General features: G+C 46.0%; 22 protein-coding genes. 1 reads left to right on the top strand and 21 read right to left on the bottom strand.

Going from position 1 to position 19926, the window contains the following annotated elements:
- Window positions 1–50: 50 nt before the first annotated feature.
- From mtrB to prsW, 19 genes are all read right to left on the bottom strand, one after another.
- Window positions 51–275: a trp RNA-binding attenuation protein MtrB gene (gene mtrB / locus H615_RS0106700; RefSeq protein ID WP_027954422.1), complete on the bottom strand. Its 225-nt coding sequence runs from the start codon at window positions 273–275 to the stop codon at window positions 51–53.
- 184 nt (window positions 276–459) lie between these two features.
- A complete protein-coding gene (locus H615_RS0106705; RefSeq protein WP_008638574.1) occupies window positions 460–732 on the bottom strand; it encodes an HU family DNA-binding protein in 273 nt (90 codons plus the stop codon).
- Between the two features lie 556 nt (window positions 733–1288).
- Window positions 1289–2767 (bottom strand): stage IV sporulation protein A, encoded by a 1479-nt coding sequence (gene spoIVA / locus H615_RS0106715; RefSeq protein WP_027954424.1) that lies wholly within the window; start codon window positions 2765–2767, stop codon window positions 1289–1291.
- A 182-nt stretch (window positions 2768–2949) separates the two neighbouring features.
- The gene (locus tag H615_RS0106720; RefSeq protein ID WP_027954425.1) at window positions 2950–3678 is read right to left on the bottom strand and encodes a hypothetical protein; all 729 of its coding nucleotides are present in this window, start codon (window positions 3676–3678) and stop codon (window positions 2950–2952) included.
- Between the two features lie 16 nt (window positions 3679–3694).
- Window positions 3695–3892: a DUF2768 domain-containing protein gene (locus H615_RS0106725; protein ID WP_027954426.1), complete on the bottom strand. Its 198-nt coding sequence runs from the start codon at window positions 3890–3892 to the stop codon at window positions 3695–3697.
- A gap of 199 nt (window positions 3893–4091) precedes the next feature.
- The gene (locus H615_RS0106730; RefSeq protein ID WP_027954427.1) at window positions 4092–4349 is read right to left on the bottom strand and encodes a stage VI sporulation protein F; all 258 of its coding nucleotides are present in this window, start codon (window positions 4347–4349) and stop codon (window positions 4092–4094) included.
- Between the two features lie 61 nt (window positions 4350–4410).
- Window positions 4411–5451, bottom strand: a complete 1041-nt coding sequence (locus H615_RS0106735) for an NAD(P)H-dependent glycerol-3-phosphate dehydrogenase (protein ID WP_027954428.1) — start codon at window positions 5449–5451, stop codon at window positions 4411–4413.
- A gap of 23 nt (window positions 5452–5474) precedes the next feature.
- Window positions 5475–6785, bottom strand: a complete 1311-nt coding sequence (gene der, locus H615_RS0106740; RefSeq protein WP_027954429.1) for a ribosome biogenesis GTPase Der — start codon at window positions 6783–6785, stop codon at window positions 5475–5477.
- A gap of 183 nt (window positions 6786–6968) precedes the next feature.
- Window positions 6969–7154, bottom strand: a complete 186-nt coding sequence (locus H615_RS0106745; RefSeq protein ID WP_027954430.1) for a capping complex subunit for YIEGIA — start codon at window positions 7152–7154, stop codon at window positions 6969–6971.
- 6 nt (window positions 7155–7160) lie between these two features.
- A complete protein-coding gene (locus tag H615_RS0106750; RefSeq protein WP_027954431.1) occupies window positions 7161–8033 on the bottom strand; it encodes a YIEGIA family protein in 873 nt (290 codons plus the stop codon).
- Window positions 8030–8614 (bottom strand): YphA family membrane protein, encoded by a 585-nt coding sequence (locus H615_RS0106755; protein ID WP_027954432.1) that lies wholly within the window; start codon window positions 8612–8614, stop codon window positions 8030–8032. Before H615_RS0106755 ends, H615_RS0106750 begins: the two co-directional genes overlap by 4 nt.
- 301 nt (window positions 8615–8915) lie before the next feature.
- Window positions 8916–9950 (bottom strand): type 2 isopentenyl-diphosphate Delta-isomerase, encoded by a 1035-nt coding sequence (gene fni / locus H615_RS0106760; protein WP_027954433.1) that lies wholly within the window; start codon window positions 9948–9950, stop codon window positions 8916–8918.
- 19 nt (window positions 9951–9969) lie between these two features.
- Window positions 9970–11112: a 30S ribosomal protein S1 gene (gene rpsA, locus H615_RS0106765; RefSeq protein WP_027954434.1), complete on the bottom strand. Its 1143-nt coding sequence runs from the start codon at window positions 11110–11112 to the stop codon at window positions 9970–9972.
- A gap of 103 nt (window positions 11113–11215) precedes the next feature.
- Window positions 11216–11797 carry a lysophospholipid acyltransferase family protein gene (locus H615_RS0106770; protein ID WP_027954435.1) on the bottom strand — a complete coding sequence of 194 codons (582 nt, stop codon included), beginning with the start codon at window positions 11795–11797 and terminating at the stop codon, window positions 11216–11218.
- Between the two features lie 2 nt (window positions 11798–11799).
- Window positions 11800–12483 (bottom strand): (d)CMP kinase, encoded by a 684-nt coding sequence (gene cmk, locus H615_RS0106775; protein WP_027954436.1) that lies wholly within the window; start codon window positions 12481–12483, stop codon window positions 11800–11802.
- A 119-nt stretch (window positions 12484–12602) separates the two neighbouring features.
- Window positions 12603–13268: a flagellar brake protein gene (locus tag H615_RS0106780; protein WP_027954437.1), complete on the bottom strand. Its 666-nt coding sequence runs from the start codon at window positions 13266–13268 to the stop codon at window positions 12603–12605.
- Between the two features lie 127 nt (window positions 13269–13395).
- Window positions 13396–14736 (bottom strand): germination protein YpeB, encoded by a 1341-nt coding sequence (gene ypeB, locus H615_RS0106785; protein WP_027954438.1) that lies wholly within the window; start codon window positions 14734–14736, stop codon window positions 13396–13398.
- An 11-nt stretch (window positions 14737–14747) separates the two neighbouring features.
- Entirely contained in the window at window positions 14748–15608 is an 861-nt protein-coding gene (sleB, locus tag H615_RS0106790) for a spore cortex-lytic enzyme (RefSeq protein ID WP_027954439.1), read from the bottom strand.
- A gap of 168 nt (window positions 15609–15776) precedes the next feature.
- Window positions 15777–16454, bottom strand: a complete 678-nt coding sequence (prsW, locus tag H615_RS0106795) for a glutamic-type intramembrane protease PrsW (RefSeq protein ID WP_027954440.1) — start codon at window positions 16452–16454, stop codon at window positions 15777–15779.
- 96 nt (window positions 16455–16550) lie between these two features.
- Between prsW and H615_RS0106800 the strand changes: the two genes are divergently transcribed.
- Window positions 16551–17519: an asparaginase gene (locus tag H615_RS0106800; protein WP_084163027.1), complete on the top strand. Its 969-nt coding sequence runs from the start codon at window positions 16551–16553 to the stop codon at window positions 17517–17519.
- Window positions 17520–17552: 33 nt separating this feature from the next.
- On the opposite strand, the gene H615_RS0106805 is transcribed toward H615_RS0106800, so the two are convergent.
- Window positions 17553–18491 carry a YpdA family putative bacillithiol disulfide reductase gene (locus tag H615_RS0106805; RefSeq protein WP_244877731.1) on the bottom strand — a complete coding sequence of 313 codons (939 nt, stop codon included), beginning with the start codon at window positions 18489–18491 and terminating at the stop codon, window positions 17553–17555.
- A 146-nt stretch (window positions 18492–18637) separates the two neighbouring features.
- Window positions 18638–19918, bottom strand: a complete 1281-nt coding sequence (locus H615_RS0106810; protein ID WP_027954443.1) for a Glu/Leu/Phe/Val family dehydrogenase — start codon at window positions 19916–19918, stop codon at window positions 18638–18640.
- Between the last annotated feature and the right edge of the window lie 8 nt (window positions 19919–19926).

Here is a 19926-nt window from a genome sequence, read left to right on the forward strand (position 1 = left end):
ATAGCATATTTCGCCAGTCCCTGTATGTATCGGACAACAGAGGATAACCATCACTCTGTGTCGTTGGTCATTTCCCCGTGGCTCGTCTGAATAACCGCTTTTCCGCGTACCTTCACAGCAGATGTATGCTCTGTAAACTGAGCAATCATCACTTCATTACGGTCCAGCTTTTCGGAATGGTGGAATCTCGTGTCCGTTCCTCTTGTAAGACCAATGACATTCACACCATCTTCCAATGCTTTAATTACAAAAAAATCGTTGTTGGATGCAGACATCGCAGGAGCCCTCCTTCTTTATCTTAACTATGTCTTAATGAGCCGCCTTTGTCAAAATATCCACCCTGTTGAATGGGCTTCAGAGCGCGATTCAAGTACAGTATGGACGCATATCCGGCTTTTTACTATGAAAAAAAGGAAAAGGGTGCAGTGTGCACCCTTTTCCCAAGCCCTATGTAGCTGATTATTTAACCGCATCTTTAAGGGCTTTACCAGGTTTGAACGCTGGTACTTTGCTTGCAGAGATTTCAATCTCTTCACCAGTTTGTGGGTTACGGCCTTTACGTGCCGCACGCTCACGAACTTCAAAGTTACCGAATCCGATCAGCTGGACTTTGTCACCATCTTTAAGTGAATCCATGATAGATTCGAATACAGAATCTACAGCTTGAGTCGCATCTTTTTTAGAAAGATCTGCTTTTTCAGATACCGCATTGATTAGATCTGTTTTGTTCATGACATTCACCTCCTCCCGAGAAGGTTAAACTCATTCAAGCGGTGTTCACACCGCTATAAATGTTTATTTAACGGTCATCATTTGATGACAAGCCTTATAATAAACGAGTTTTTCATGAAATTCAATAGACAATCCTTTAAAAATCGCGTTACAATGCGATTTCAAAGCTGAATTGTGGTTCACTTTCCATTCAGACGCGGAAATGTCCAACAATTGCAAAAAAACCCGCAAAGCCTGCCATGACAACGTTTCTACCAGTATGAACATCTTCTCATAGGTTAATACGACGTTGTTGTGAAAAAATCCTTTATTTCAAAGTTTTTCAGTAAAAAAATTTTCAAATCCTTCGTCCAGAAAGCCTGAAAAGACGCGGTTTTCACATTACGCCCCCATTTGAAAGCGCCTCCAGGTTCCTTGAGCAGCCATCCGGAATGCTATTCTTATGTATCTCTTTTGAACAGGTGCCGCCGTTCTTCCTGCTGCTTTTTTAACAAAACCAACAGGATGAAGACCAAAGGCCATGATAAAAAATAAAAACGGCTCTTAATAAGAGCCGTTACAGAATGATTGCGATCATGCCGCCTGAACCTTCATTGATAATCCGTTCCAGTGTCTCCTGAAGCTTGTAGCGGGCATTTTCAGGCATTAATGCCAGCTTGGCCTGAATGCCTTCTCTTACAATAGAACTCAGGGAACGTCCGAAAATATCGGAATTCCAAATGGAAAGCGGATCATCTTCAAAGTCCTGCATTAAATATCGGACGAGCTCTTCACTCTGTTTCTCTGTTCCGATAATCGGTGAAAATTCAGACTGCACATCTACTTTAACCATATGAATGGAAGGGGCTACCGCCTTGAGACGCACGCCAAACCTGGATCCCTGTCTGATGATTTCCGGCTCATCGAGCTTCATATCCTCAAGAGAAGGAGCTGCAATCCCATAACCGGTCTGCTTTACCATTTGCAGGGCATCAGCCACTTGATCATATTCACGTTTTGCATAGGAGAAATCCTGCATGATTTCCAACAAGTGATCCCTGCCCCGGATTTCTTCACCAACAATTTCCTTCAGGACATGATCATATAAGTGCTCCGGCGCCTGCAGGTCAATTTCAGCGATTCCTTCACCAAGATCCATGCCTGAAATATGAGCCCCTGTTATATACTCATACTGATCGAAGCTGCCTACAACATGGTCGACATCACGGAGACGTTTGATGTCTTTTACAGTATCCTCGATCGCCGCCTGCAGGTTCGATCTCAACCAGTGCCTGGAATCAAGCACCATAACCCAGCTCGGCAGGTTCACATTCACCTCAAGAACCGGAAATTCAAACAGCGCTTCCCGAAGGACACTCTGAACATCTTGTTCTCTCATACTCTCCACAGAAAGAGCCAGGCACGGGATATCATATTTCTCCGCAAGGGACTCCCGGAGGTGTTCGGTGTTCGGATGATGAGGCTGGGCGGAATTGATGATCATAATAAAAGGTTTTCCAACCTCCCTCAGTTCCTCAACAATTTTCTCCTCGGCCTCCACATAGTCCTGCCTCGGTATTTCGCCTATCGTCCCGTCTGTCGTAACAACAATTCCAATCGTGGAATGCTCCTGGATCACTTTCTGCGTCCCTATTTCAGCTGCTTCATGAAACGGGATGGCCTCCTCATACCATGGAGTGTGAATCATCCTCGGCCCGTGTTCATCTTCATAGCCGACAGCCCCGTTAACAGCGTAACCCACACAGTCCACCATTCGGACCCTGATATCCAGATGGTCATCTATTGTAATATTAGCCGCTTGGTTAGGGACGAATTTAGGCTCGGTGGTCATAATCGTTTTTCCTGCTGCACTCTGTGGCAGTTCATCCAAAGCACGTTCCCTGTCAGATTCCTCATCCATGTTGGGCAGTACAACAAGCTCCATAAATTTCTTTATAAATGTTGACTTACCCGTGCGTACAGCACCGACAACACCTAAATAAATATCTCCATTTGTCCGTTTGGAAATATCACTGAAGATATCAACCTTTTCCAAAGGATCCCCTCCCAAATGTAATTTCACCACCATACAAGCCTAGACACTCTGATTCTATGACGTTGTCCCAGGTGAATATGCCAGAAATCTATAATCAAGCGGCACAAGCACATCAGCCAGGGAAAGGAACATGAAAGAGGTGGACATACGAAAAAACCGCTCCCACAGGGGGAACGGTTCAATCAGGAAGAGGACGGGGCGGTAAAAAATACCGGCTCTCCCTCTTCCACCGTATAGGCCGTTGAATAGGCAGGCACGATCGGGGTATAATCCGTCAGAAGAAAACGAATGTCCTCTCCAGCCTCATACGCATGGTCCTCTGATCGAAGATATGCGTAGAGATCTTTCCGGTAATCGATATAGACCTGCCCCTGTTCATCCAGGTAAACCGGAAGACGCTGATCAGAATATGGACTGTCAATCATTGGTGGTTCATCCATACCGATCTTCTCATAATCCAGCTCGTACACCCCTTGGGACACGAAATCTCCTAAAGGAGGATAGCGGTTGTTATCCGTATAGAATTTGACCTTCACCTGGAGTGACCTGACTTCTTCTGTTGTCCGCAGGTCCAGCACTTTCACCGTAGGGTCCGTTTCCGGATGAATAATGACGTACTGGTAATGGCCCCCGTTTTCAAAAGATGTCCCCGGAAGCTCTCCAAGAATGTTCATTTCCTTCAGCTTGCTGAACTCAATAGGATATTTTTGAAAAAGCGGTGTATCCTGATCTTTCGTCTTAATAGGAAGAAGCCCGTTTGTTCTTTCCTGATAAGTATCGACAGCGTCCTGTACCATATTCAGCTGCTGATCGTTGGGAACCTGATTTTTCTGAAGTCTTTCTTGAGGATATAAGCACCCGGTTAACAGGAAAAGAAGAATGAGCAGCCCTGAGTAGTGAAAAATCTTCATGCTGTTTCCTCCTTCGTTAAGCGGTTGGGCCGCTGAGTACAATGTAAAAAATAATCAAGCCGCCCACAATCATAAACAAGTAGGCAAACACGGCGGTAACGGCTGAAAAAATGCCCTTTAATTTAAATCTGCTTAAATAGATGAGACCAATAGCAAGGAATAAGGAGATGATTCCAGCAAAGGATATGTACATATTCAGCATGGATTCAGACATAAATGGCCCTCCTTTGATGTACATTCGACTTTTGACATTATACCATATCCCCTTCGTAAACGGATACATAAAAAAACCGGGGTGTTCCCACCCCGGGTGACTAAACAATTCCCTGACCAGCTCATGTGTAATGATTGCTGCGTGATATCTTATGCATACGATGGAAAGACCGCCTCCTCAGGCGCCCACCAGTTCGCAATTATTTCAAAAATTTACCTAACGTATTCATATCCAGAGGCATATTCTGACTAATAACTGCTTCGACGATTTTGTCTTCCTTCTGCTTGGATATGTTTTTGCCTGCGACCGCTGACAACTGCCGGACCAGCCCCCGCACCGTTTTTTCGTCCGAAAAATCTGCGTGCTGGACCTTATCAGCGACCTTAAATACATCCTGAGCATCGATGTTTGCTTTTTTCTTCAGGTGATCAAAAATACTCTTTTGAAAATCACTCATGAACAATTGACCTCCTCGTGCATTAGGTTCTGTGTAGTATATGCACAGAGGTCATCATGTGTCAGTCATTCAACTGCTGGTCAAGGATATTTGTCAAATCCTCCATTTCATGCCTGCGGATCCGTGTCATCAATTGATCAACGACATCACGCGGACTTTTGTCCTCAAACAAAATTTGGTAGATTCCTGTGGTGATCGGCATGTCGACATTCTGATCGGAGGCGAGTTGATAGGCTGCTTTAGCTGTACGAACCCCTTCAACAACCATCCCCATATCCTCAAGCACCTGTTCAAGCCCGTTCCCCTGACCAAGCTTGTATCCGGCACGCCAATTTCTACTATGGGAACTTGTACATGTAACGATCAGGTCACCGATTCCAGTCAAGCCTGAAAACGTCAGGGGATTCGCTCCCATGGATGTACCAAGACGGGCGATTTCAGCAAGGCCTCTTGTGATAAGCGCCGCTTTAGCATTATCTCCATACCCGAGACCATCGGAAATACCCGCTCCTAAAGCAATGATGTTCTTCAAGGCTCCACCAAGCTCCACACCGACAAGATCCGGGGAGGTGTATACACGGAAATTCTGGTTGATAAAGATATCCTGTACTTTTTCTGCCACGGTTAGATCGGAAGCCGATACCGTTACAGTCGTCGGCTGCCGGCGGCTGACTTCCTCCGCATGACTCGGACCTGACAATACAACAATATCCTCATAACTTTCTTTCGGAATTTCTTCAGCTATGATTTCAGATACCCGTTTGTAAGTTCCGGGTTCAATCCCTTTGGCTGCGTGAGTGAGGATGACTTTATCCTGTAGAAGATCCTTTAACTGGGCACAGACCTCCCGCATAGCTTTCGTCGGAACAGCCAATAGAATATGGCCGGCGCCTCGAACGGCTTCAGCCATTTCATGTGTGGCCTGGAGCTGTTCAGGAAGCGCCACACCTTCCAGGTATTTTTCGTTTGTATGTGTGCGGCTGATCTCCTCAGCCAGACTTTTCCGATGTGCCCATAAATGGACATCATGACCATTATCAGCGAGAACGAGAGCCAGGGCCGTCCCCCAGCTTCCCGCGCCTAAAACCGCTATCTTTTCCACAGTATCGACTCCCTTCCTACAGCTTAACTCCGTTTTCTTGCAAAGATTTTAATTGGAGTTCCTTCAAATCCAAAAGCTTCCCGGATCCGATTTTCCAGGAATCGTTCGTACGTGAAGTGCATAAGTTCAGGTTCATTTACAAAAACCACAAAGCTCGGTGGTTTCACGGATACCTGGGCAGCATAGAAGATTTTCAGCTTCTGTCCTTTAATGGAAGGAGAAGGATTCATAGCCAGAGCATCCATGATGACTTCATTCAACACGTTGGTCTGCACTCGTTTGGCATGGTTTTCGCTGACTTCCAGCACTCTTGGAAGCAGTGTGTGAATACGTTTCTTCGTCTTGGCAGACAGATAGACGATGGGTGCATAATCAAGGTATCGGAAGTTATCCCGGACTTTATCCTCGAATTCCTTCATCGTTTTCTCATCAGTTTCCAGCGTGTCCCATTTATTCACGACAATGACGACCGCCTTACCGGCTTCATGGGCATAACCGGCAATTTTCTTGTCCTGTTCCTGGATCCCGGTGTCTGCATCAATTAACGTTAAAACAACGTCGGAACGCTCAATCGCTTTCAATGCACGGAGTATACTGTATTTCTCTGTAGATTCATACACTTTCCCACGCTTACGCATCCCCGCGGTGTCAATGATGACATAGTCACGGCCGTCTTTCGTGAATGGTGAATCAACCGCATCCCTTGTTGTTCCGGCTATATCACTGACAATTACGCGCTCTTGTCCGAGCAGACTGTTTACAAGCGAGGATTTTCCGACATTCGGCCGTCCTATCAAGCTGAACCGGATGGTGTCATCATCGACTTCCTCCTCGATCCGTTCAGGGAAGTGCTTAACCACTTCATCAAGCAGATCCCCAAGGCCGAGACCGTGTGTCCCGGAAATCGGGAAAGGCTCCCCGAATCCAAGGGAATAAAACTCGTAGATATTCTCCCTCATCTGCGGGTTATCTACTTTATTTACAGCCAGTACGACAGGCTTATTGGATTTGAAGAGCAGTTTTGCCACCTCTTCGTCGGCTCCGGTAATGCCGTCACGGCCATTGACCATGAATACGATGACATCCGCTTCATCTATAGCCACCTGTGCCTGAGCACGCATCTGCACAAGAAGAGGCTCGTCTCCGATTTCAATGCCGCCTGTATCAATGACATTAAAGGTGGAGGTGAGCCATTCGGCTTCTGCATAAATCCGGTCTCTGGTTACCCCCGGCGTGTCTTCTACAATAGATATTCTTTCTCCAACCAGCCGGTTAAAAATCGTTGATTTACCGACATTCGGTCGTCCTACGATTGCAATTACTGATTTTCTCATGAAAGGATCATCCTTTCTTCATTCTATTTTCATTATTTCATGTTTCAACAGCAGTGAAAAGCAAAAAAAGACTGCTCCCCTACGGCTTGATGGTTTCCGCCCATCACCCGAAGAACAGCAGCAAGCCATTAACTTTTTTATTTTAGCAGACTTTAGGAAAAGAAACAATTCTTTCTTCAACGTTCAGTGCTTGACAATAATATAGAGCTGGTCACTCAACCGGTGGGCGATCCCATCTAAAATGGCTTCCAAATTAGCGGCCACCGCCTCCATCTCCTCTTTTGTCTCACACTTGAAAACAGCCGCACTTCCCTGGACTTTATTATCCAGTGTCGTAATGGAGGCGAGGATCGCTTTTTCCATTTTCATTTGTCATCACCCACTCCTTTTCCCTGGTTTTTGTATCGCATTTTCCAGTACCGGTACATTGGCTATGACTTCTCTGGCACGGGCGGGATCCTTCTCCTGAGGGAGGATGAATACACCGATCCTCCCATCATTCAAGTCACGCTTGATGAGCGGCACAAGAGCCGGTGTTCCGGAATCACGGAAGACCCCGAGCGTCACAGACACATCATGTAGAATCGCCTGCCGCTGGCCGAGATTGGCAATCGTAGAACGGATGTTAAAAGATTTAGGCGTCAGGATAAACCCCATCCCATACCTTAAGATTTCATCCTGCCGTTCAGGGAGACCGATATTCATAATATAAATGTTATCCACGTAAAGACCAGCCCCGTCGAACGTGAGCTCCCTTTGTTCAATCGTTACGATGTCGCCAAGTTTAGAGCCACTCATTAAGATGGAAGACAACACAAAACAGGCCGCCGCTGCCCCGAGAGCGGCCCACATATTCACAGCAAGGTAGCAAAGCGTTACGATGAAAGATGTAAAGATCACCAGATAATTCCGGCTCTCAAAGGCTACAGCAATCCCCTCGATATAAGTGTTCCCACGAGGTACGAGTTCATAGCTGTCCATTTCAGCCAGTGTATTCCTCTCCATGTTCCGCACCTCTCTGAACTGGGAGGCAGCCAGAGTCAGAAAAGTAACGGCCGTGAATTCCTTTTCCATGATAGATGGAATGGCAATGGTCCCAAGGGCAGCGGCAATAAACCCGAGCGATAAATGGATGATCTTACCATGCAGATAGGTCGGATACTGACGGTAATCCGTCCGCATCATAAACACCCTCAAAACTGTTCCTGCGATAATCCCGAACATTATGGGATATGTATATTCATTCATGCATATGCGTCTCCCTTTTGTTTACTTTTTCCTGCTCCTGCATTATTTTTCTTCAATACACGTAAACCATGCACAAAAAGGAGAATTAACAACCCTTTCAGAACAAAAACAAGCAGCGGCTGAGCCGTTACCACCCCTTCCTTCCCATAGAAACGGAGAACAACATAGGTGAGGGTCATACCTGCGCCGTTGATAAACAACCAGAGACCAGCTATTCCTCTAAAATCAGTCAAAATCATCCTTAAAAGCAGGACCAAAACAAACCCTGTCGAAAATCCAGGCAGGTGCATCCAAACCGGATGAATGAGAATAAAAAGACTGCCGGACGCATGACCGATGCTTAAGAAAAACAACCATAAATAAACCACCAGCGGCCTTTTTTGAAAAGAAATGAAATATAGACCAAACAGGATAAGAAGGATCAGATGGGCATAAAGGTAGACAGATGGGGAAATGAACTTCCAGCTGAAGGAGCACATAAGGAAGTAAAGAAAGAACAGTAAGGCTGTCCTTGTTCGAGTATTTTTCATAAAAAAATAGACACAGATGACCAGCACCCAGGCATACCAGTAAACCGCCATATTTTCCAACTCCTTCACAGTCATTATGGAGGGTTTTGGACGGCTTTAAACGTGGAGCACAAAAAAAGACCTATGACTTAACTGTCATAGGTCTTTCCTGCGGGTAACCCCGGGGTCATCTGCTATTATTTTAAAGATAGAACAGGGCAGAGCCATACCCACAGACTTCTGAAACAGGATGTATACCGGGCTGAAAAACTTTTTCCATGATAAAGTCATTCGTTCCATCACGCTCAACGGCCTTATTGAAAGAGCCTCCATAAAAATAAGGCTGCCGTCCTATTCGAGGCAGCCCCGGAGATTACCAGCGGCCATTCGTAATCCTCTGCTCCTGCCATGCTTTTGTTTCTCCTGTCAGAACATAAGGCTTACCAGAAAGTTCTTCCGGGCTGGAGGCGTTTAAAAGCATCATAGCCATTTTCAATTCCTCGTGGATATGATGAATTTCCTCTATCAACGCTTCTCTGCCTTCCTCCATAAGAACTTTTAATAGAGAGCCTGCCATCCCGAATCCGCAGGCTCCAAGAACCAAAGCTTTCGCCCCATCCAGTCCATGCCTGATGCCGCCTGAAGCGAATACATGCAGGTCCTGGCTGCTCCGCGCCTCGAGAATAGAGGCTGGTGTAGGTATCCCCCAATTATTAAAGGAAGAGAAAGGTTTTTCCCTCCTCAGGTTTTCCACTCGTGAGAAGTTGGTACCCCCCCGGCCGCCGACATCTATGTAACGCACCCCGATATCATAGAGCGTTTGTGCCGTTTCCATCGACATGCCGTAGCCGACTTCCTTGACGACCACAGGAAGATCCAACCCGTTTACGATTTTCTGAATATTGGACATCCGGGAAGTAAAGTCCCTGTCACCTTCCGGCATGATTAATTCCTGCAGGGTGTTGATGTGGATCTGCAGCGCATTCGCCTCAATCATGTTGGCAACTTCTTCCGCCTGCTGCAATGATGCCTCACTGCCCACATTGGCGAATACCACCCCTTCCGGGTTCATTTCTCTTACGACTTCATAGGTTGATCGTTCTTCCGGCCTTTTGATTGCAGACATCTGGGAACCGACAGCCATTCCTATACCGGTTTCCCTTGCTGCAATAGCAAGATCGCGATTGATTTCTCTTGTCTTTTCTCCGCCTCCACCGGTCATGGCATTAACAAAAAGAGGGGAACTTAATTTAAGTTCCCCTGCTTCTGCCGTTAACGTGATTTGATTGAAATCCAAACGGGCCAGACTTTGATGAACGATATTCATATCATCAAAATGGTTATAAGGAGCCCGTTCATGACCTAAAGCATGGCGGATATGATCAATTTTTCTTTTCGATCTACTCATATCCATCACCACGTACGATTTATTTTTTGTATTTATCCAGCTTGTCACCAATCATATCGCTTAGAGAAAAGCCGGAATTGTCTTCTTCTCTTTCATATTGTTCAATATCCGCGCGCGTTTCATCACGCTCCAGTTCTTTCATGCTTAGGGAAAGGCGTTTAGCCCCTTCATCCACATCCAGAACTTTCACTTGAACGGTTTGTCCTTCTTCGAGCACCTCATCCGGCGTACCGATATGGCGGTTGGAAATTTGAGAGATATGCACAAGACCTTCTACTCCAGGGAAAACTTCGACAAAAGCGCCGAAGCTTACAAGGCGGCGTACCGTACCTTCAAGAGTTTCTCCAGAGTTCACCTTATTCTGGATATCGTGCCAAGGTCCCGGCTGAGTAGCTTTAAGGGAAAGAGAAATTCTTTCATTGTCGCGGTCAACAGAAAGCACTTTAACCTTCACGGACTGGCCTTCTTCAACCACATCTGCCGCTTTCTCCACATGCTGGTGGGAAAGCTGGGAGATATGTACAAGACCGTCAATACCTCCAAGGTTTACAAACGCGCCAAAGTCAGTCAGGCGCTGTACTGTACCTTCGATGACCTGTCCTTCCTCAAGAGATTGAAGAACTTCCTGCTTCTTGGCTGATTCCTCTTCTTCCACGACCGCACGGTGAGAAAGAATGACACGGTTCTGCTCACGATCAAGCTCAACCACTTTAAGAGAAAGTGTTTTCCCTTTGTAGTCTTCAAAATCTTCCACATAATACGTTTCAACAAGAGAAGCTGGAATAAATCCACGAAGACCGATATCAACAACAAGACCGCCTTTTACCACGTCCTTGACTTCTGCTTCGAAGATTTCTCCACTTTCGAATTTAGCCTCAAGATCCTGCCACGCCTTATCGGCGTCTACTGCACGCTTGGAAAGTACGATTTCATCGTCTTCCACTTTCTTTACCTGCAGGGTCAGTTCGTCCCCTTCATTAACTGCGTCTGATGCTTTTTCAACATGAAGGCTGGATAATTCACTGATGGGTACAATCCCCTCGACTTTATATCCAACATCTACAAGGACTTGTTTTTCTTCAATTTTCACGACCTTACCAGTCACGATGTCCCCTGCAGAGAATTCTTTCATTCCTGATACTTCCTGATTCATTTCATCCATACCAAGCTACCTCCTTCAATTTCCGACACAACCTAATAATACAGAAATGCCCTTTTGTCTAACTTCTAATATTTAGAGCATTTTGTCAAGTGATTACGCCATATCATTGATGAATTTTATGCAATTGTCTGATTTCTTCCATGATCCGGTCCGTTACGACCTGGGCCGACGCTTTCTGTTCACGATATTCCGACATGTCTATCGGTTCTCCATAAACGACCTTCAGACGCTTAAACTTTTGATAAGGTCCGATGATGGCACATGGAACGATGGCAGCTTCAGACCGAAGGGCGAAAAACCCGGCACCGGCAAGTCCCTCGCCGATTTCCCCGCTCTTCTGCCTCGTTCCTTCAGGGAACAACCCGAGAGCGTGACCTTCTTTAAGAATATCCAGACCCTTGCGGAGAGCATTCCTGTCTCTCATCCCGCGCTTAATTGGGAACGCGTGGACTTTTTTCAATATTCCCCCAATCAAAGGGTTTTTAAACAACTCTTCTTTGGCGAGAAAGTAAATATTCCGGCTGCTTGTAATTCCAACCACAGGCGGGTCTACATTCGAAATATGATTGGAACAGATAATAACCGGTCCTTCTGCAGGAATATTTTCCTTCCCTACAACCTTAATCCGGTACAGGGGATAAAAAATGACAGCGCAGAGCAGTTTACCAATTTTATAGAGGCTCATCGTTATTCCCCCTTTGGACTTTTCTGTTTCACGATTTCCAGGATACGGGCAACAACTTCTTCAATGTTCATCGAAGTTGTATCCACTTCAACGGCGTCATCCGCTTTGAGAAGCGGGGATACAGCACGGTTGGAATCCAGCTCATCACGGCGGCGGATTTCCTCTTTTAATTCCTCAAGGTTTGAGGGAAATCCTTTTTCCACATTTTCCTTATGGCGGCGCTCCGCTCTTTCGTCGACAGATGCGATCATAAAGATTTTCACTTCCGCATCCGGAAGCACATGGGTTCCGATATCACGCCCGTCCATCACAACACCTTTGTCTTTAACCAATTCCTGCTGGCGGTGCACCATTTCCTCCCGCACTTTCCTGTGCTTCGCTGTAATAGATACCTGGTTGGTCACTTCTGCCGTACGGATCAGTTCAGATACATCATTCTTATCCACGAGGATACGCTGGCCTTCATCCGACTGGACAAGGTTCAAATCCGTTCTGTTTAAAAGGGAGAAAAGAGCATCCTCATCCTCGAGCGAAACATTCTCCTCGATAGCTTTCCATGTCAGAGCACGGTACATAGCTCCTGTATCCACATAAATGAATGAAAGTTTTTCTGCGACTTTTTTTGCTACTGTACTCTTTCCGGCAGCCGCTGGACCGTCAATTGCAATCGTCATTGTGTTCATCATACGTTCGATTTCCTCCATCTGTCCTGACTACAGGGTAGAAACCGATTCTACCCTTGTAATGACTCCTTTTACCATTGTTCAGAATAACACAATCCCCGGGAGAAAATCTATTTAAAAAGCTAATTCAGCGCTTTAGCCCGCCACTTCATCTGTTGTTCAAAGCAGTAGCGGATGATCTGCTGGCGGTCTTTCTCCTCTATATCCGTAAACTCTACGGATATACGGGCCGTTTGACTGGAAGTAGCCGGGACTACACGGACAACCAAACCTGTTGTAGGGATGTAAAAATAATCTCCGGCATTCATAGGAAGCACAATGATGAAGTCCATCTCATCCCCTTGTTGAATGTCATGATGCGGAGGCCTCGTAAACATCATCCCGCCACCACTGATGTCACTGGTTACGGTCGTGAAGGAATAGTCAGAGGAGAGCGCAGCTACATCTACAGCTGCATCTACCCGCACGTAACGACGCCGTTGAATACGAACAAGATCATTCATACCCGGAAAAGAAAGGACAATGACCGGAATGTTTTTGATTTTCCGCGTCAACACTTCTGTTTTAAACCAGTACACACAATCATCTTCTCCCACAAAACTCGCATGAAACGAAGTCCCTTCATAAAAGAAACCCGTCTTTCCTGTTTCTGTATGGATGGGATAATCAATATATACCTGGTCCTGATCAATATCCACGAGCCTGCACCTGTACTTATCGGGTACATCTTTTGAATGTCCGCCCTGCACTTCCAAGATGACAGATGTCCCTATAGGAAAAACCTCCATTTAAAAACCCTCCCTCAACATGAATACGTTAAAGAAATTATCTCATGAGCAAGAAGAAAAAGGAAGAATATAGGCATAAAGTTTTAAGAAAAAAGACACCCTCCTGTTGGAAAGTGTCTTTTTCCTATTAAATTTCCTGATTGAATTTCATTTCTGCTTTCTTCAACGTTTCCACCTTTTCTTCTTCTCCTGTGGAAGCATTTATGAAAATACGATAGGTCGTACTTTCCATCGTAGTTAGGAATTCATAACACAGCACCTGTTCTTTCAAATCATTTTCAATTACAGACAAATGATGCTCCTGGATATCCACGTTCGGATTCACTTTGGAGCGTGCTTCTTCCAGAGAAATCTCAGGCTCATTCAAATCCTGATCCTTGTGATAGTCGTAATAATCTCTGGCCGACAGCCCGAGGACCTCGCCATTATCCAAGGCGACTTTAACAACGACGGCATCCGGGAAAAAGCGGACATCGTTTTTCGTGTAAAGGAAACGGAACACACCCATTTTGTCATACTGGTTGCTCTCGACAAGTTCAAGATTGTCAATATCCAATCCGCTGACAAACTCCTTGGCCTTCTCAGAAGCCTCATACAGGCTTATTTCAGGGTCATTGACGTCCCGGCTGATCATCATAGTCAACGGGTGTCCGCCTTTTTCAGTAAGATCGATATAGCCGTTTTTATCTCCTTCCTGAAAGGAGGCTGTATACGTAGGAACATCTGCTCCTTTTCCTGATTTCGTCAGCGTAAGCTTCTCGGTATCCACTTTTTCCAGCCATTTGGAAGCTGTTTTCTTCGCTTCTTCCTTGGTCAGGTTTTCTCCTTGAAGATTCCGGTAATTTTTCTCAGGCCCGGAACTTCCAAACCCGACCTCTGTAACAGAGCTTTCAAAGCTGTCCATCGACTTTTCAACCGTTTTAAATCCATTGACAATCGTATTATCGCCGGCTTCATCATTCGTAGCCAGCGCCAGCTCCACATCCATCCAGCGAAGGTTGTCACTCAACACTACATTCTGCACTTTCCTCAATTCGCTTTCAATCTCACCTGACTTTTCGTGCAGTTCCTCCAAGAGTTTAACCTCTTCATCACTCAGCGGCTTTTTCTCCAAGTCCCTCACCGCTGTGCGGTAGGCAAAATCACCAACGTCGTAAAGAAATTCTTCTGTCTTGCTAAACGGAAGAAGCGTCAAGGGCAGCTGCCCGACATCCGAATTAGCTTCAGAAGAAATTTTCCATATGTCCGCAAGCTGCGGAGAAAGACTCTGCTTGGAATTCATAGCCAGGCTGGATCCGATCTTATCATGAAGGAGATCAATGTTAAACGTAAGATCATGAAAAGCGCGTTGATAACTGTTTTCCGCTTGAATAAGAACCGCATTTTTATCTTGGTTCTCCTGATACCCCCATACGCCAAGACCGACAGCGGCAATACTTAAGACAACAATGAAAGACCACCTGATCATACGCGCACCTCCTATTTACAAAAGATATGTTTTCCAATCTGCTTAATTTGAGGTCTTGTCCAAATCCAGTCTGAAGTGGCGGTATTCGGATTAAAGTAGTACAACGCCTGTCCGGATGGATCCCATCCATTGATGGCATCCATGACCGCTTCCTTGGCCTGATCATTCGGCTCAAGCCAGATCTGACCGTCTGCCACAGCTGTGAACGCCCGAGGTTCAAATATGACCCCCGATGCTGTATTCGGGAACGAAGCACTCTGAACTCTGTTCAATATGACAGCCGCTACAGCAACCTGACCTACATAAGGTTCACCCCTGGCCTCGCCATAGACGGCATTCGCCATAAGCTGAATATCATTTTGTGAATACCCGCTTGGAACGTTGACGGCTGTCGGCTCATCCGGCTGTCCCCCGCCCTGGCCCCCCTCTTGTCCTTCCGGCTGTTTCGAGGATGGAGGTGATTGACCGGCAGGCTGTTTCGTCTGCTTGCTTTTCGGAACGCCACCGTAATGGGTGAAGTCTTTACCTTCCCGGATCTGTTTTTTTACATATCCTTCATCGTAATTACTTGCTTTGACAAGCTTATCCTTCACTTCCTGACCGGCCAGGCCATCGATTTCCAATCCGAATTCATACTGGAAATTCCGAAGTCCCCAATAAGTCCCCCAGCCGAACACACCATCAATATCGCCATTATAAAAGCCGAGGTACTGAAGCCTTGCCTGCAGTTCAATGACATCATCGCCTGTTGCCCCCTGCTGGATGACCTGACTGGAAAATCCATGAACTGGTTTGCTCCATGTTCCATCTGCTATTGGGAATATCAGCAGAACCAGACCTGCAGTAACGACCATTGTTTTCTTCCATAACATCCACCAAACACCCCTGACGCAATAATTTAGTTATGGAAGTAGTTTTTTACTTTCGCGCAACTTTATACATTGCCTGTTCTCTATACTCGTTGGAATGGATTTCTCCAAAAAAATGCCTGTGGGTCGCCTTTGATTAGAAAGCGGGTGAATGGCAGTAAAAAAACACCCTCAACGGGGTGTCTCTTGATTTCTATAATAGATGGATTCATGATGATCATTGGCGAGCCTGATTTTTCGAATCCCAACCATCCATAAACCGATCATAAACGGGGTGATCCAATACGCCCATGTATCCGTCTGAATCGTGATGATGTAATCATAAATCGTATGTAATACAACAGGGATGATAAGCGCACAAGCAAGTGACTTTCGGATATGGACCGTTGTAAACTTCGCTTTACCCATATAATACCCCATAATGATGCCGAACAGGGCATGGGAAGAAACGGGAAAGACGGCCCGGAGCATCGCAATTTCAATGCCTTTATTAAAAAGGAAAAGAACATTTTCGATAGTCGCGAATCCGAGACTGACCGCTCCACCATAAATGATGCCGTCATAGTGGTGGTCGAAATGAGAATGTCTGTAGGCGACAAACAATAGAAAGAACCATTTGAAAAATTCCTCAAGGAGACCTGCCAGGAAGAAGGATACAAATAACTGGTTTGTAATGACCTGTTCCGTCTCAAAGGCATACTGGATAAACATGATGGGAAAAACCATAATGACGCCGATAACAAACATCCGTATAATAAGAGGGAGAGGCTCAAGTTCTATACGCTTGCTTAAATATATGAATGTCATGATGGCCACAGCAGGTGATATGGCAGCGGTCAATATGGCCAAGGTAATCAACCCTCTCTCTTTCTTTCAGCTAAGATTCATCGTATCATGAAGAATAAAGAAAAGGAACTATCGATATAGAAAGTTGGTGGATGATTCATGAAGCGCATTTTAATTATACATACAGGTGGAACCATCTCGATGAAAGAAGATAAGGAAACCGGTGAAGTGAACACCTCCTCCCGCCATCCGCTGGAGGAAATTTCGACAGTTCTTCAAGGACGCGTGGAAATTGAGGATGACATTCTATTCTACCTGCCTTCCCCCCACATCCGTCCCGATCATATGCTGAAACTCGGCCGCTATGTACATGAGAAAATGGCCAAACGAAATTATGATGGCGTCGTGATCACTCACGGAACAGACACATTGGAGGAGACAGCCTACTTCCTGGATTTGTTTTTACAAACAAGAAAACCAGTCGTCGTAACTGGAGCGATGCGTTCAAGTAATGAAATAGGAGCGGACGGGCTCTACAACCTGCTAAGTGCCATAAAGGTGGCGAGCTGTGATGAAGCCCAGGACAAAGGTGTCCTCGTCGTTATGAATGACGAAATCCACACAGCCAAAAATGTAACGAAGACGAGCACAAGTAATGTTGCGACTTTCCAGAGCCCTCAATACGGCCCTATCGGAATTACAACAAAATCGGATGTCTTTTTCCACCATAAGATGACCCGGCATGACTCCTATCCGATCCAAAACATAGGCAAGCGTGTGTCTTTGATTAAAGCATACGCAGGGATGGACGGCGATTTAATCGATGCGGTACGCGAAAGCCGTGTGGACGGCCTGATCATTGAAGCACTCGGACAGGGCAACCTCCCTCCCGAAACGATGGAAGCACTGGAGAGAACGATTAAGGAAGGCATTCCCGTTGTCCTAGTTTCCCGCTGCTATCAGGGAATTGTCCAGGACACTTACGGCTATCCCGGAGGCGGACGGCAGCTTAGAAATATGGGCATCATCTTCGCAAACGGACTGACTGGTCCAAAAGCCCGCATCAAGTTAATGGTGGCTCTGGAGATGACGGCGAATATGACAGAGCTCGAGCATATGTTCAGCTGAAAAAAACGTTCAGGCAGCCGCCTGAACGTTTTTTTACGCTTTCGATTCCGCTGCGATGGAAGCAGCGATTTTCCCGCCGTGGTGGCGGCCGTTCTCAATAAAGATTTCATTGTTGTTATATCCGGCAGCGATTACACCGGCAATGTATATGCCTGGAACATTCGTTTCCATTGTGTCCTCATTAAAGGATGGACGACCGGTTTCTTCGTTTATCTCCACGCCCATTTTCGTCAGGAAGCTGTGGTCAGGCTGATAGCCGGTCATTGCAAAGACAAAGTCGTTCGCCACGCTTTTTTCTTCCCCATTGCATTCATATAGGACGGCATCCTGAGTAATTTCTTTTACGTTGGCACAAAATTCCATGGTAACGATCCCTTTTCTCACAAGGGCTTCAAACTGTGGGAGAATCCATGGCTTGATACTTTTCGAATAATCTTCACCACGGTAAAGAACGGTTACCTGCGCACCTGATTTTTCCAGTTCCAGAGCGGCATCCGCTGCAGAGTTTTTCCCACCGATGATGACAACATTCTTGTTGTAATAGGGATGCCCCTCTTTGAAGTAGTGCATCACTTTAGGAAGCTCCTCTCCCTGGACGCCCATGAAGTTCGGCTGATCATAATAGCCTGTCGCAACGATTACCTGGTCCGCTGCATACGATGATTGTTCACCCGATGATTTTTCTGTATGGATGATAAACCCGTTTGTTACTCTTTCAACCTGTTGAACCTTTTCGTACGTATGCACCCGCAGGTCCTCTCTCTCCGCAACCGCACGGTAATAAGCAAGCGCCTCATTACGCACCGGTTTCTGCCTTTCCGAAATAAAAGGAATTTCACCAATTTCCAGTTTTTCACTGGAACTGAAGAAAGTTTGATGGGTCGGGTAATGATAAATAGAATTCACAATATTTCCTTTTTCAATGATTAACGGTTCAATACCAGCCTTCTGAAGTTCAATAGCTGCACTCATCCCACAGGGACCGCCGCCGATGATGATGGCTTTTTCTTGTTGATGCACGTATAACACTCCTCTTTCCAACAACGTTCTTCCGTTCATTTCAAAAAAATGAATCTCCTACCATCATCATGATAGGAGATTCCATTTATAGAATCAAGTTATATCCATCCACGGAAACGGGATGCTTCTGCCATTTTTCGGACTCCGACCATATAGGCGGCCAGTCTCATATCCACACGTCTTGTTTCTGATGTACGGTAGACGTTGTCAAAACCTTTGACGATGACTTTATGAAGCTTCTCTTCCACTTCTTCTTCTGTCCAGTAATATCCCTGGTTGTTCTGTACCCACTCAAAGTAGGAAACAGTTACGCCCCCGGAAGAAGCCAGCACATCCGGCACAAGAAGGATGCCGCGCTCAGAAAGAATTCTCGTTGCTTCCAGTGTCGTTGGCCCGTTGGCTGCCTCTACGACAATGTTCGCTTTCACGTTATAGGCGTTATCTTCTGTAATCTGGTTTTCAATAGCTGCGGGAACAAGAATATCACAGTCAAGCTCCAGCAGTTCTTCATTCGTAATCGTATTGTTGAACAGGTTGGTCACTGTGCCGAAGCTGTCACGACGGTCCAGAAGATAGTCAATATCAAGACCATCCGGATCGTGAAGCCCTCCGTAGGCATCCGATATACCGACCACTTTAGCCCCTTTATCATGCATGAATTTCGCAAGGAAGCTTCCGGCATTACCAAAGCCTTGAACGACGACTCTTGCGCCTTCGACATTGATGCCTTTTTTCTTGGCTGCTTCTTCAATGCAGATGGTTACGCCCTTCGCTGTCGCAGTTTCCCTTCCGTGGGAACCACCGAGTACAAGCGGTTTACCTGTAATGAAACCCGGGTTGTTAAATTCATCAATGCGGCTGTATTCATCCATCATCCACGCCATAATCTGTGAATTGGTAAATACATCGGGAGCGGGAATATCTTTCGTCGGGCCTACGATCTGGCTGATTGCCCGGACGTATCCGCGGCTGACTCCTTCCAGTTCACGGAAGGACATTTCCCTCGGATCACATACGATACCGCCTTTTCCTCCGCCGTACGGAAGATCGACGATACCGGCTTTCAAACTCATCCAGATGGAGAGCGCTTTGACTTCTTTTTCAGACACATTCGGATGAAAACGGACGCCGCCTTTGGTTGGACCTACAGCATCATTATGCTGGGACCTGTACCCTGTAAAGATTTTGATCTGATCGTTGTCCATTCTTACAGGAATTCTTACGGTCATCATGCGGACAGGCTCTTTCATTAATTCATATACTTCATTGGGGTATCCTAATTTATCAAGTGCTTTTTTAACCACGGTCTGCGTGGATTTCAACACGTCAAGTTTGTCATTTTTTTCGTTTGCATTGTCTGCAGGCTTATCGGCTACCATCCATTTAC

The sequence above is a fragment of the Halobacillus kuroshimensis DSM 18393 genome (assembly GCF_000425705.1).
Classification (GTDB): Bacteria; Bacillota; Bacilli; order Bacillales; family Halobacillaceae; genus Halobacillus; species Halobacillus kuroshimensis.